Source organism: Roseiconus lacunae, from assembly GCF_008312935.1.
GTDB lineage: Bacteria > Planctomycetota > Planctomycetia > Pirellulales > Pirellulaceae > Stieleria > Stieleria lacunae.
The window spans coordinates 545,285-559,878 of record NZ_VSZO01000010.1 but is presented as its reverse complement, the minus strand read 5'-3'; the positions used below and the strand labels follow the sequence as shown (position 1 = coordinate 559,878).

Below are 14,594 nucleotides of genomic sequence, written 5' to 3'. Positions count from 1 at the left end.
AAAGCTCTCCCCTTCGCACTTGTGTAGATACCAATGCCCACTGGGAGAGTCGGGCCTTCAGGCCCGGAGAGGGCACCCTCCCCGGCCGTTTGCTGGTCCGACCCTCCCGCAAGCGGGAAGGTGTTATCCAGATGTTTAAACCCAAAGACTCGTGTTTGCCTGCTTAGGACCGTCGGGGCACGACTTAGAATGGAACAATATGCTGGACAAGTTTTGGCTGCTTGAACCTTGCTTGGCTGGTGGGCGCGGTTATGCCAATGCGGATCAACGGGTGGATCCGCCCCCTGACCGGCGAGCGTCAGGTTAGGATATGTCGTCGGTTGCCTTCCTCCCCACGTACGAGCTGATCCAATGTTGATCACCAGAACTCTTCTGTTGCTGGCCAGTTTTCTGATCCCGACAACGTTATTTGCAGAGTTGTCGTTGCCTCATTTTTTTAGCGATCACATGGTGATCCAACGCGATCGCGACGTTCGCATTTGGGGCACTGCTGATCCAGGTGATGCAATCTCTGTGACCTTCAAAACGCATGACGCGCGTACCAAGGCTGACGAAAATGGTGGCTGGAGCGTCGAGATCGCTTCGGGAAAAGCGGATGCGACCGGAGCCACTCTGACGGTTGCCTCCGGAAATGAACAAGTCCAGATCAAAGATGTCTTGGTTGGCGAGGTTTGGTTCGCATCGGGCCAATCGAACATGGTCTTCACCATGAATCGCGTCCCGGCGTATACGGATTTGATCGCAGAGACAAATCTACCGAATGTTCGGTTCTTCAACGCCCCGATGGTGACAAGCGTCGAACCGCAGAACGACATCGAAGGCGAATGGACGTTGGCGAATCCGCAAACCGTTCCCCAGTACTCAGCGGTTGCATTCTTTTTCGCAAGAAAACTGAACGAGGAGCTTGATGTGCCAATCGGGGTGATCAAATCGGCGTGGGGTGGGAAGCCCGTCGAAACTTTTACTAGCCGCGAACAACTGCGGACCAACGAAGGCACCAAGCGGCTAGTCGAGGCCACCGAAGCGGCGGATCAAAAATACGATCCGGCAACCGCCAAGCTGCAATATGAAAAGCGACTGGCCCAGTGGAAAAAGGCGAGTGCCATCTATCGCGAGACCCCAGCCGAACAACGCGGCCGCGCGCCGAGGCGTCCGGCTTCACCCAAGCGTCCGCTGGATACGGAAGGCCAGCCCGGCGTGTTGTTCAACTCGATGATCCATCCGTTCGTCGGATATACCATTCGAGGCGCGATCTGGTATCAGGGAGAAGGTAACGCGAAAGCCGGTGCGGTTCCCTATGATCAAACACTTCCATTACTTATTCAGGATTGGCGTCAACGTTGGAACGATCCCTTTTCGTTTTACTTTGTCCAGTTGGCCAATTTTCGTATGCCAACAACCGAGCCAGGCGACGACGACCCGTGGCCGCTATTACAGGATCGCATGCGTCGAGTTTTGGACACCGTTGACAAAACTGGGATGGCGATCATCAACGACGTCGGTGAAGCCAAAGACATTCATCCGAAGAACAAGCATGACGTCGGCGAACGTCTCGCCCGTTGGGCCCTGGCAAAGGATTACGGACGTGATCTTGTGTATTCCGGTCCGCTATATCGATCAAGTCAGGTCAACGATGGCTCGATCGAAGTGACGTTCGAGCACGTCGGCGAGGGGCTTGGAACTCGTGATGATCAAGACCTTCGTCGGTTTGAGATCGCTGGCCAAGATCGTCAGTGGCACTGGGCAAAAGCGACGATTGTTGACAACGATTCGGTGCAAATCGAAAGTGAACGCGTCCCTGATCCTGTCGCGGTCCGATATGCTTGGGCCGCGAATCCAGAAGGGGCAAACTTGGTCAACAGCGAAGGCTTGCCCGCGTCGGTTTTTCGGACCGACGACTGGGGTGATGTCGAACCGCAACAACAATTGTCCGCTCGCGATCGCCTACTTCAACGCCGAAGCTTAGGTACAAAATTTCGTGAGCTTGCTGCAAAGCGCCAAAAGCTGGAACGAGACAGCGAAGAATTCAAATCGATTAGCGAGCAAATGAAGGAGATTCAAGCGCAGTTGAAATCAACCGCACCGATGAAATCTTCGCAGTGATTGATCTGCAACACTGATTGACGTCAGATGAGCCAATCGAGTGTCTTCTTGCGTTGATCAAAAGGGGGAGTATTCCGCAGAGACCCAATGTCTGAGTTCAGTCGGCTCATCAGCCGACCGACGGTAGTAACCCTTAATCAAGCTGCGTGAATTGCTTTAATCGTTCGATGGGACCACTTTGACCAGTCCAAAGTCAAGAAACTGCCCGCCAGTGGACTGATGGCAGTGCAGTGCGACGACATTTTTTCCCGGTTGAAAGGCTGCGCCGTCGATTTCGAACAAGTCGTACTCGGTGGTGTAGCCACCCAGTGAGACGAGTTGCTGACCGTTGACGTACACTTGAACTTCTTCATCATGCCAAATCCGAAGCGCTAGTTGTTCGGGAACTTCCGAGAGCTCGATCGTTCGCCTGACCCAAACGTCGTCGGTCTTCCAGGTTGTTCCGACCTGGGCGTTAGGCGTCTGCGAAGTCCCCAGACCCCCGTTTCCAGTCTGCCAAGACGAATCGTCAAAGTCGGTCGCATACCAGTCCGCATCGGGACGCTCGGTGGTGAACTGAAAGGTCGCTTTGGATTCGGCGGCGGTGGCAACGAGTGACTCGGTTTTTGGTGGAGTCGGCATCTTTGCCCAACCGGATGCACCGGTACGGTCCATCGACGCATACTTTTTCCAGACGTCGCGCTCATAGAGCAGTTTCAGAAAGACACCACCGACCACGGGGCGAGCCGTGAAGCCTCGTTTTCGAGCGGTCGAGGTGAAGTACCAATCAGTCATCGGCGACCGGTCGGGTGTTTCATTTAGAAAGCGGTGGACCGGTCCAACCAAGGCATCGAAGTCACTTCGATCTTCGGTCAGCGTTGCCGTCCACAGCACCCAATCTAGCTTGGTGTAATCAGAACGATTATCGAGTGGCAATCCGTATCGATTTTGGATTTCCCGGTAGTACTTCATTTCGGTCTGAAATACTTCCGCGGGGAACAAATCTAAATCTAGGATTCGATCCCAAACCAAGTTGTATTTTTGGCTCCACGTTCCCTCGCGGTCGAATGCGAGTCGGTAGTGATCTCCATTAGCTGCCGCTTCGATCCACTGCCGAGCATATTGCCGAGCAATTTCTGAGTACTGACTTGCTTCGGTCGTGTGTCCACGCATTTCACAGAGTTTTGCGTATGCCCCCAACGCGCAGATCGCCTTGGCGCTCAAGTTGACATTGTGTGCCATGTGTCCGGCAAAGTCGTCGGTACAAAGCTGATTCTCGGGATCAAATCCCTCGGCACGAAGGTAGTTCGCCCACTGTGAAAGCTGCTCCCAATACTTGGCGGCGAAGTCTGCGTTGCCTTCCATTTGAGCGACCGCCCCGAACAGCAGCAGGAGATTGCCACATTCTTCGACCGGCATCTGGTTTTCTTCGCTATGCTCGCCGCCGCCATAGCGTTGCCCATTTGCTTTGGGGTAGGTTCCCAGGTCGTGTGGGGCAAACGGAAATCGCCATCGGCTCGAAGCGGCGTATTCCATAAACGGGACGATGAAAGACTTGGACACCGATGGTCCAAACAACAGGAATTGAGGCGCCATTGGATAGAACACGTCCGAAGTCGCGATGCATCCATTGGAGTGATTTTCTTTGCTGAATTGAAGTGGCTGGCCGTTTTCATCGGCGACGAATTTTCCTGCCGCAAAGCACTGACGGTAGGCGAGCGCCCCGATTTCGGCGTATTGCGTCCCGCCCGCTTGTCGTAAATCTTCCATCAATTGATTGTCAAACGAAGCGCAGCGTTCTTCAAGTTCGTCATGCTCGCTGATCGCAGCTTCGATCAATTCCTTGGCATTCCATCCGTCCTTGCGCCAATAGGGACGCAATCGATGCTTCATGTATTCGATCGAATAAAGATCGTCGTAAGCGATCACGACATACGAATTGACCCACCGATCCTTGCTGATCGTTCCCATCGGCATCGCAACCGCCGCGGAGACCTGATTTGCTGCGACGGGAAACGCAACTGACGTTTTCTCCAATCCGCTAGCGCCGAATTCGTCGAATGCTTCTCGCAATTGCTTTGAGTCGCCAAACACCGTGTTCGCCTCGGCCGATCGATCTGCGGCAACGTACAAGTATCCCCAATCGATCCGTAAATCATCGCCGGATTTTCCGAGCACGTGTTGAGAGACAGTGCCCAATTTCAACGCGTCGGCATTATCGAACGACTGCAATGTTCCCGTGACTTGCTGCTCGGGAGTATTGGTCGCCAGTTGGCCGCCGGCATCGAAGTAAAACTCGACTTGATGAGCCTGCTGATCGGTGGATGCGACGCTGCAATTGATCGCGGTCGTCGGTCGACTGAGCAGCTTCATATCGTCCGGGAGCGCCGGTGTGGTGAACGTCAGCTCGACCGATACGCCATGGCCAGCAAACTGATAAATCGTGCGTGTCGGCAACACACGGACCGAGATCTGTTTCATCGCGGCAATCGTCTGCGGCGATCCACCCATGAGTCGGTACGCATGACCGTCGACGCGAACCAAAGCAGCGATCGGATGGTCTTTTCCAGTCCAGTGAGTGGTCTTGGTCTCCCAAAGATTGTCGGATTGCGACCAGATGCTGAAATAAGGGTCGCACGCGACGAGCGGAACCGCAGGTGGACGGAACGCTTCGTCAGCAGCGATAGGCGAAAGCGTCGAAAACTGTTGGAAACCGAGTGCGATCAAGCAGCAAGCGAGAATGCGATTCATTTCACCTGAACAGGAGCCGTGGGAAGGAAGCATCGCCATCGATCACGAGCCAACTTTTTTGACGGCGATCGATGGGAAAGAAGAGGGAACGGTTCAGGATAACAGCGGATCGGATCCTTAATATGAGACGTCTCGTCGAGTCATTGAGAGGGGTTCTCAGTCCAAGCCATATTCCTTGCAGCGTTCACGAAGTGTGCTGCGATGAATTCCCAGGATCTCAGCCGCTTTGGCGCGGTTGCCGCCGGTGTGTTCGAGTACGCGACGCATCAGCGCGGGCTCAAAGTCATCGAGGAATTTCGCGTGTAGGTTGGCGTCGGCTGAGTCATCTTGTTTTAACTCGTGTTGGACCCATGCTTCGACCACCAGGTTTGGCGTCGCCGCGACCACTTCGTCTTCGGCATCACCCGTAGCAGGGCGATATCCTGCGTTCGCTGGTAGGTCTTCCACGACAAGCGGTCGTCCGCGGGCGACCACCGCGGCATGCTCGACCGCATTTTTCAGTTCGCGGATATTGCCATACCAATGTCGACTACGGAGCTCGCGGACCATCTCATCACTGAGGTCGACCGAAACAGGTGTGGTCAGCCGTGACAGGAAGTGCTCACAAAGCGGTAAAATGTCTTCACTGCGTTCACGTAGCGGGGGGAGGTGAATCTGCATCCCGCTAAGCCGATGATAGAGGTCTTCTCGAAATTCGCCTTTTGCGATCGCCTTCACCAAGTCACGGTTCGTCGCCGCGATCACGCGAACGTTGGCAACTCGTGATCGGACTTCACCGACGCGGCTGAATTCGCCTGACTCCAAAACACGAAGCAGTTTGACTTGGATCCGCATCGGCAAGTCACCGATTTCATCGAGCAGAATCGTTCCGCCGTCAGCTTGTTCGAACAGGCCTTCGCGATCGGCGATCGCACCGGTGAAAGCGCCTTTGACATGACCAAACAATTCACTTTCGATTAGCTCCGGATTCAGTGCGACCGGTGCTGTGACGATGTAGGGTTTTTGTGATCGGCAGGAATGCCGTGCGATAGCGGCGGCGACTAGTTCCTTGCCCGTTCCTGTTTCGCCGGTGATTAGCACCGAAAGATCGCTGTCGGCAACGAGAGCGATTTGGCGAAAGACTTGTTGCATTGCCGCCGACGTTCCAACCATTGACGTACTGCCTGACGTGCTGACCGGCTTTTCGGGCCCTGCTTCAGTGGCATTCGCATGTTCGACCGTTTGTAAGGTTCGGCGACAGACCTGCAGTACGTCTTCTAGGCGAAACGGCTTGGTCAGATAGTCACTGGCGCCGTTTTTCACCGCGGCGACGGCGGTTTCTAAATCACCGAACGCGGTGATGATTACGATCGGTGCGTCGGTCAGCTCGATGAACCGTGGCAGTGCTTCGATCCCGTCCATGCCCGGTAAGCGGACGTCGAGAAACGCCATCGAAAAATCATGGTCTTGGGCGAGCTGCAAACCTTCTTCGGCGCTCGAAGCGATCGTCGCCGAGTGACCTTCACCGGTTAGGGTTTTTTCCAGTGCCCAGCAGATCGCCGGTTCGTCGTCAACGATCAGGACTTGATGTTGCATGTGAATCGAAATTCCGTCGTGTGGTTGTTTCTCAAGTACTCGACCCGACCGCCGAGTGTCGTCGCCGCCCGGGTCGCCACGGACAAGCCCAGGCCGAGGCCTTCCGATTTGGTTGTGACGAAGGGTTCGAACATTTCCGAGGCGATCGCTTCGTCGACACCCGGACCGTCATCGACTACCGCAACGGTGAGCGTTTCCCCATCACGATCGGCTGCGATGTTGATCGTCTGTCCCGCCTGCAATGCATTTTGAATCAAGTTCGAAACCCCCGCAACGAACGTCGAGCCTTCGGCAACCGTCGCGCCTTCGATCTCCGGGGAAACGTTCCAGTCCAGTGGCTTGCGAAGATGCGATGCGATCGGACCGATCGTCTCCCGAATTCGCCGCAGGCATTCGGCAACCGGCATTTCCACCGCATCGGCGAGCCGCCCAGAGGCCAGCATTACGATCCGCCGGACATAGTCCTCCGCTTTCTCGATTTGATCAAGTGCGACGGTGATCCCTTCATCGTTTCGGTCGTCGTGTTCGCGGGCATGAAGTTCAATCGCCATCCTGGCCCCGGTCAAACTGTTTCGGAGCTGGTGCGCCATACCGGCGGCGACTTGAGCAATCAGTTTTTCACCCTGTCGCCGTTCAGCTTGTTTCCAGAGCGTTTCAAGCTCGGACGCCATTTGGTTGATCGAGTGTGCCAAACGCGAAAGCTCATCGCGGTCGGTATCGTCGATCGTTAGTTTCCAGTTTCCGCCGGCGATCGTATGAACTTGTTGTTGTAAACGCCGAATCCGCCGGATCAAACGCGACGCCGTCAGGTAACTGATCAGTCCGATCGGAATGACGGTCAGCAACCCCGTCGCGAGCGGCAGGACAATCAAACGCCGTTTACGCTGAGCAAGTTGTGTCTGATCAAGTAACACGGCTACTTGCCGAACGCCATCGGAGCGGCGGGACGCACCTTCGATCGGGATTCGACGAACCAGGTAAGGTATTCGATCGACGACAACGGTACTTCGATCTTGTGGTGCTTCGTCAAGGCTGTCGATGGTTCCACGAATCATCTCATCGTTGGCGTCCAGGGTGACCAGCTCGGCATCGGTCAAGCTGGACAGCAAACGCAAGACGTTGTCGTTGAAGGGGTAGTTCGCTTGCGAGATCGTCCGTTGTAGATCATCAAATCGCTGATCCGATTCCAGTTGCGCTTGCCGCGATCCGAATCGATAGGCCGCCATCGAAATTGCGATCGTGACCAACAGCGTCGCGAGCACGATCGGGCCAAGGAAACGAAATCGCAAAGACGCAACCGGTGACCGCTCCGCGTCGATAGAATCAGCGTGTTGCGATGTGATGATCGTGCTCGGTTCCGTTGACATCGCTGACCCTGGGGCTGAGTTCACGCGATCAATCAATGCGCGGATTCGATTTTCAGAACCGGCAAACGCCCGCGTACGTCAATCTGGTCTCGGATGGACTGGGGCGTGTTGTCGGTCGGTCGCGGTCGGTCATTCGGATCGGTCTGCGGCGCGACATAGTGTTTGCCCTGATACGAATTTCGACGCTGAAATTCCTCTTCGATCTGCTGTTTCAATACAGATTTTTTGAGGCACCACTGCGGTGCGATTAGATATTTCGGTGGTGCGTCACCGCTAATCCGTTCGACGACGGTGGTCGGCGGGATTAATTCCAGGAAATCGACGACGGTGTTCACATAAGTGTCCTGTTCCATCATCTTAATTTTTCCGCCGGCAACCTCGTCACCCATCGAGGTTCCTTGGACGGCGTAAAGGTTATGCAATTTTATCGCGTCGAATCCCAACCGAGCGACCTCAGTAGCGGTCTGCATCATCATCTCGTGAGTTTCACCGGGAATTCCTAGGATGATGTGGACACAGCACTCGAACCCTCGAGACCGAGCGCGATCGATTGCATTGATCAGGTGATCATGAGTGTGAGCACGATTCATCCAGTCCAAACCCGGTTGATGCATCGTTTGCATGCCGAATTCAAGTGAAACATAGTGCTCGCGCGCCAATTGTTCGGCCAATTCCAGCACACAGTCCGGGACACAGTCTGGGCGCGTCCCGATCGCCAAACCGACAATATCGGGGTGCTGGCGAAGGGCCAGACGATAAACTTCTTCGAGTTGATCGACCGGTGCGTAGGTGTTCGTGGCGGGCTGGAAATAGGCGAGAAAACCGCTGACTGTTTTGTAACGCCTGCGGACACTCTCGATACCGTTTTCGAGCTGTTCGCTGACTCGCTTGAGGCGGACCCGCCGCGAGGGGCTGAATGAGCGGTTGTCGCAAAAATTGCAGCCTCCGCGAGCGACCGCACCGTCGACATTCGGGCATGTAAACCCGGCGTCGATACTGACGCGCTGAACCCGACCGCCAAATCGACGCCGTAAAAATGCGCCGAATGCGTTGAAAGGCAGGCCTTCGCGTTGCCAGGCCAAACGATCATTAGAACCGGAAATTGTCAAAGGACTCCGTTGCCAAACGGGGGTGATCGATCGATATTAGGGTGTTCGTTGTGCGACTCACAGCGTTTAGATTCTTGAGAGTCGTTTTTCGCCATGCAAAATGGGCGAAATTGCAGACAATACGACTGAAATCGATCGACTGCTGACCTGCGAATCCGCAGGTTTTGTGACTCAGTTTAACTTGCTCGACAAGCCCACGACTGACGAGGCGTGAAGGTGAATTTTTTTGACGACAATGACGAAAACCAGGACTTCGCCGGAAAGTATGGTCAATTGGTGCCCATCGGGGGTGGAGATCCGATTCCGCTGACCAAAGATCGGCTGGTCGTCGGGCGCCGTGGTGAGTGCGATATTCAGTTGAAGTTCAATAACGTCTCCGGTCAACATGCACGGATGACATTGGAGCAGGGTTATTGGTTCATTCGCGACATGAACAGTCGCAACGGGATCAAAGTGGATGGCCGACCGGTGATCCGCAAACGGCTCGATCCGAAATGTAAACTTGCCATCGCTCGTCACGTTTACACCGTCGAGTATGACCCGCAGTTGCTCGGTGCCTACGGTCCACCGCCGGCCGACGACGAGTACCTCGATGAGGTCATGAAGAGTTCGCTGATGTCGCGTGCCGGCGTCAGCAAACGCGACTCGAAAGGGTATACAAACAAAAAGACCGACTAAACTCGCAGTCGGTCTTCTGCCCCCCTCGTGGTCGCAATCGCCAATCGGTCGCAATTGCCAAACAGTGAATTCTTCACCGCGTGGCGAGTGTCCCGCCGGACTTATTCAGGCTTCGGTGGTACCTCGATTGTTTCGGTGGGGTCCAGCGGCGGTATCGGCTTGGACGTATCCTTGGACGATTGATTTTGTCGCGATGGTCCGTTGCCCCGCGAATTGCCCGGGGTGACTCGATTCGATGCCGCCCGGTCGGACGGTGCGTCTTGCATCGGCGCGAGATCCACAGTGGCTTTGCGAATGCGACGGACCACGCGGTCATCACGCACGCGGCGAACGAAGAACCACAGCATCGCACTGACGACGGCGAGCGCCACCAAGCCGACACTGCCGGTGCGAATAAGGCTTTGTGTCATTTGTCCCACAGGTGCAAAGACTTTGTTCAGTCGGTACTGGACCAGTACCAGCAAGTCGCTTTGCTCGCCGCGGCTTGGCAGCAGGGGACGCTCCACCGTCGTTCCGCCTGGACGCACCGATAGCCTTGGAACCGTGACCGGTTCCATCGCGGCGATCCAACCGCCCGAATAAATGTCGGCTTCCTCGGCGGCGGCAACCGGGTCGGCATAGTCGACGTCCTTGCCAGTTAATAGCGCGTCCATCGTATCGACGTCGACTCGGTAGACTTCGCCGATGTCTAGCTTGCCTTCGCGTTGCCTTTCATCCAGGTAGGGATGTTGAAGTAATGTCCCGCGGGTGGGGCCTTCGCGAGCATCGACCAGCACAGCGACATGGTTTTTCTGTTCATCTCCCTGCAGGATTTCAATGTCACCCAAGTTAATCGTGGCGACAAACACCGCGTCGGGAGGGGCATCGGGATCGTCGGACAGTTTGACTGGCGCGCTGATCGCAATTTTCCAAAGAAATGTTGCCGTCGACTGAAAAGCCGCCGACATCTGCATCTGTCGTAGCGGAGTTACATCGGCGATCGGTGTTGTCTTCGGCAGGTCGTTTTCTTGACCGTGAAAATAGGTTCGGTAGGCATAGTTCCGGCCCGCACTGCTTTGTGCCCTGGCGACGGGGTCGACATACGCGATTGAAAAGATCGTCCCACGTTGGTCGGTGACAAAGATGGTTGCCAACTTAGGACGGTGCGGGTGATCTTCGCTGGGCATGTAATCGACAAGTCGGCTTTGCAGATACTCATCCAGCTTCTGCCGACTCTCATTGTCAAGCAACGCTTCGCGCACGTCGGTGCGTTTTCGTGCCTCCAAGCTTGTACCCGCATCGGCTAGGTCCTGCAGTCGCTGATTCAGTCCGGCATCGCGGAGGGTCTCGCCAAGCTGTTCGCGAAAGGCGGGGCTATTGATCTCTTCTTGGCACAAACGAAAGTATCGTTCGAGCTCACTTTCCAAGGTTCGAGCGGCGAATCGAGCGGCCAGCAGATTGCTTTCACGGGCCTCGGCTTTAAGAGCCACCATCGTCTCTTCTTTTGCCGTGTTGATCGTTTGCAAGCCAGAGATACTGGTGACGATCAGCAGCAACAGCGGGCCAAGAATTCCGAGCAACATGAGAGGTCGCTTTGCCCGGGACTCATCACGCCTATCAAGGTGATCCAGAATCTCTTGAACGTTTCCGAAGCGGCTATCCGGCTCCGGGGCCAAGCAGCGGCTGACGATCCGTGCCAGTTCACGATCGACGCCCCCGCGTTGAATGTGTCGCACCGGTGGGGTCGCGTTGCGAATCGATTCTCGGTACCGCTCCAGGCGCTTGGGAAGTGAACCCGCGGTGTCAAGTTGTTCGACGATGGAATCGTCACGGTAGGGCGGCCCCCCGGTTAGCATCCGATACATGATCGCACCGACGGCGTACACGTCCCACGAGCTACTTGGCGAGGATCCCAGGTCGGCTTGTTCGGGGGCCATGTAAAATAGCGTGCCCAACGACGGCGTTTGATCGTGGGTCAGTCGACTTTGTCCAAAGTCGGCCAGTCGAGGTTCATGATCGTCGCCCAACAGGATATTGGCCGGCTTTAAGTCACAATGTAGGACCCCTTTGTTGTGGCTGTGGTTGAGCCCGATGCAGATCTTTCGAAACAGCATCACCGCTTCGCCAACGGGCAACGCCCCACGGTCGGTCAATTCGTCTTCCAGGGAACCGCCCGGCACGAGCTCCATCACATAGTAGGGCGGATCGTTGTCCCAGCCGACCTCCAAGACCTGGACGATGTGTCGGTCAGCGGAAAGCTGAACCAAATTCTTCACTTCGTGCGACAACAGCGACCAGTTAACGCCGCCCCGGTGCAGGAAAAACTTGACCGCGACGGGGCGCCCGGTGTTCAAATCGCGACCGACCCAGACCTGGCCGAACGCGCCGCTGCCCAAAAAACGCTCCAGCCGATACCCTGGGACATCCGAGGGCGGCGCGGTAGCCTGCATCGACAGCTTTTTGCTGGTCGAGCGACCGCCTTCGGTTTGAAACTCGGTTAGATCTCCTTCAGTCACTGAGCCACCCTTTCGCATCCCAAGCTGGTAGACGCCGTGTCAACGCTTCCTGTTCCGGACCACCCCCGCCGTATTGTAGCGAGAAAGCGCGATGCGGGCGTCCGGCTCAACTCGCTTCCAGATCGCGAACGTGTCCTCGCAAACACGTCAAACGCCACTTCGCGAATTCGTATTCGCCCACTTTTTCGTTGCATTGTTAAGTTCATCCGTGGGTACGATTGGGCCTTCCTTTGTGGGACTGTGATTGCCCTTTCCTGGTGTTGCGTCCAATCGCTGGCAGCCCAAGAGAGCGCGAACGATGGCGGAGAGTTATTGTTGCGTGATTTTCGACCGAAACAACAATTGGTCGTCAAAGAACATTTATTGACCAAGGCAAGTCAGCCGGTCGTCGATGTCCACATTCACATGCACTATCGGTTACGTGGCAGCCGCGAAGCTCTCGAGGATTTCGTCGGGCTGATGGATCGCAATAACATCGCTGTTTGTGTTTCGCTGGACGGGAAGCTCGGCCGACAACTCGACGAACATCGCGAGTATTTGTGGACGCGGTATCGTGATCGCTTTGCAATCTTTGCCAACGTCGACTGGCAAGGCAACGCCCCCGATGACGCACCGCACCTCTGGGCCTGTCACCAGCCGGGGTTCGCACGGCGCACCGCAGACGAACTTGAGCGAGCCGCCGAGCGAGGCGTCTGTGGGTTAAAGGTATTTAAAAGATTTGGATTGGGTTACAAGAATCCAGACGGGACACTCGTGGAAATCGACGACCCGCGTTGGGATCCGATTTGGGCCAAATGTGGTGAACTCGGGTTGCCCGTGATTATCCACACCGCAGATCCCGCCGCCTTTTTCGAACCGATCGATCGCTACAACGAACGCTGGGAAGAACTCTCGCGTCATCCCGATTGGAGTTTCTACGGAGACCAATTTCCTTCGCGCAAAGCACTGCTTGATGCACGAAATCGGGTCATCGAGCGACATCCGAAAACACAGTTCATCGGTGCTCACGTTGCCAACAACAGCGAAGATCTAAGAACCGTCTCACGGTGGCTCGATCGATACCCCAATCTGTGGATCGAACCGGCATCACGGATCGCCGAGCTGGGGCGGCAGCCTTACACCGCTCGCGATTTCTTGATCCGATATCAGGATCGATTGCTATTTGGCACCGATGGGCCTTGGCCCGAACTGCGTTTCCAGTTGTACTGGCGATTCTTTGAAACGCGTGATGAATCGTTTCCTTACAGCGAAAAAGTTCCGCCGCCTCAAGGAATGTGGTCGATCTATGGCGTTGACCTGCCCGACGATGTTTTGAAAAAGTTGTATCACGAAAACGCCGCTAAATTGATTCCCGGGGTCAAGGAACGCCTCGAAAAGTACAGGTCGAAAACGAATGACGAATGATTCTGTCGGTGCCGCCGAGGCATCCACTTTTGCGATGCTTTGTTGTGCCAACGGCGCCGAAAAACAAGTCGTTAGCGACCTTGAACGTGATCGGTGGCGACGCGCTTTCTCTCGACCTGGTTTTGTCACCGTCAAAAAAGACCAACCGTCGGCGGAATTGCCCGAAGGCACGTTCATCCGCACAGCCGCCTATTCGATCGGGCATTCGCGCAGTCCCGACGCGTCAACGCAAATTCAATCACTGATCGAATTGTTGCGGTCTCGCTATCCCCACGGCATCGAGTTCGACGAGTTGCACGTCTGGCCTCGTGATCGATTGCCGATCGGAAAGTTCGGCTTCGAACCCGGGCAGGACGAGGTCAGCCGCTTGGTCGCCGATGAGATCTATCAGACGTTGGAAAAGGATTGGCTGCGGTGCGACGCGCCCAATCGGATTGCCGAACCCGACGCGCGTTGTCTGGATATCGTTCTCGTTGATCCGTCGGATTGGTTTGTCGGCCATCATCGTGCCGGTGATTGGCATCAACGTTGGCCCGGAGGGGTTCAGCCGATCGATCCACAATATGAACCGATCAGCCGCGCGTACTATAAGGCCGCCGAATCGATCACCTGGAGCGGCTTTGACTTCGCACCCGGTGATCTGGTCGTCGAGGTCGGCAGCGCCCCCGGCGGGGCGTGCGGGCGGTTGTTGGAACTTGGCATGAGGGTCATCGGGATTGATCCGGCCGACATGGATCCTCGAATTGCCGATCACCCAAAGTTCAAGCACCTTCGCGCCCGTGCCGGTGACCTGCCTCGAAAAGAGTTCCGTGGTGTTCGCTGGCTACTCGCCGATTCGAACGTGAAGCCTGAAAAAACACTCGTCACGATTGAAAATATCGTCAAACATCCGGTGTGTGAAATCGAAGGGTTGCTACTCACCATGAAGCTGGGAAACTACGAAGTTTCCAGGCACATTCCCAATTGGATCAAGCGGATTCAGACGTGGAATCCGGCTGACATTCGAATTCGCCAACTGGCCCGTAATCGATGCGAAGTCTGCTTGGCGATCCGCTTGAAACCGGATCGGTAAGGTGTCGTTCGAACCGATTGGTCGTGTTCGATTGTTTCAGGCAACTTGATTTCGTGGCCTT

Annotated in this window: 9 protein-coding genes; 4 read left to right on the top strand and 5 right to left on the bottom strand. The window is 55.6% G+C overall.

Going from position 1 to position 14,594, the window contains the following annotated elements; translation table 11 throughout:
* Positions 1 to 351 precede the first annotated feature (351 nt).
* Entirely contained in the window at positions 352 to 2,103 is a 1,752-nt protein-coding gene (locus tag FYC48_RS15900) for a sialate O-acetylesterase family protein (protein WP_149497693.1), read from the top strand.
* A gap of 156 nt (positions 2,104 to 2,259) precedes the next feature.
* Here FYC48_RS15900 and FYC48_RS15895 read toward each other — a convergent pair whose 3' ends face one another.
* The 4 genes from FYC48_RS15895 to FYC48_RS15880 form a co-directional block, all read right to left on the bottom strand.
* Positions 2,260 to 4,833: a glutaminase family protein gene (locus FYC48_RS15895; RefSeq protein ID WP_149497692.1), complete on the bottom strand. Its 2,574-nt coding sequence runs from the start codon at positions 4,831 to 4,833 to the stop codon at positions 2,260 to 2,262.
* Positions 4,834 to 4,989: 156 nt separating this feature from the next.
* Positions 4,990 to 6,414 (bottom strand): sigma-54-dependent transcriptional regulator, encoded by a 1,425-nt coding sequence (locus tag FYC48_RS15890; protein ID WP_149497691.1) that lies wholly within the window; start codon positions 6,412 to 6,414, stop codon positions 4,990 to 4,992.
* The gene (locus FYC48_RS15885; protein ID WP_160149563.1) at positions 6,390 to 7,775 is read right to left on the bottom strand and encodes a sensor histidine kinase; all 1,386 of its coding nucleotides are present in this window, start codon (positions 7,773 to 7,775) and stop codon (positions 6,390 to 6,392) included. The genes FYC48_RS15890 and FYC48_RS15885 overlap by 25 nt, the downstream gene beginning before the upstream one ends.
* A 32-nt stretch (positions 7,776 to 7,807) precedes the next feature.
* Complete coding sequence (locus tag FYC48_RS15880) at positions 7,808 to 8,884, bottom strand: TIGR01212 family radical SAM protein (protein ID WP_235034277.1); 1,077 nt, start codon at positions 8,882 to 8,884, stop codon at positions 7,808 to 7,810.
* A gap of 216 nt (positions 8,885 to 9,100) precedes the next feature.
* Here FYC48_RS15880 and FYC48_RS15875 point away from each other — a divergent pair, with 216 nt between their 5' ends.
* Complete coding sequence (locus FYC48_RS15875) at positions 9,101 to 9,562, top strand: FHA domain-containing protein (RefSeq protein ID WP_149497688.1); 462 nt, start codon at positions 9,101 to 9,103, stop codon at positions 9,560 to 9,562.
* A 101-nt stretch (positions 9,563 to 9,663) separates the two neighbouring features.
* Here the strand turns inward: FYC48_RS15875 and FYC48_RS15870 are convergent, their stop codons facing one another.
* Positions 9,664 to 12,057 carry a serine/threonine-protein kinase gene (locus FYC48_RS15870; RefSeq protein ID WP_160149562.1) on the bottom strand — a complete coding sequence of 798 codons (2,394 nt, stop codon included), beginning with the start codon at positions 12,055 to 12,057 and terminating at the stop codon, positions 9,664 to 9,666.
* A 240-nt stretch (positions 12,058 to 12,297) separates the two neighbouring features.
* On the opposite strand from FYC48_RS15870, the gene FYC48_RS15865 reads away from it, so the two are divergent.
* Positions 12,298 to 13,461, top strand: coding sequence for an amidohydrolase family protein (locus FYC48_RS15865; RefSeq protein ID WP_235034276.1), 1,164 nt, complete (start codon positions 12,298 to 12,300; stop codon positions 13,459 to 13,461).
* A complete protein-coding gene (locus tag FYC48_RS15860) occupies positions 13,451 to 14,533 on the top strand; it encodes an SAM-dependent methyltransferase (protein ID WP_149497686.1) in 1,083 nt (360 codons plus the stop codon). Before FYC48_RS15865 ends, FYC48_RS15860 begins: the two co-directional genes overlap by 11 nt.
* The last annotated feature ends 61 nt before the right edge of the window (positions 14,534 to 14,594 follow it).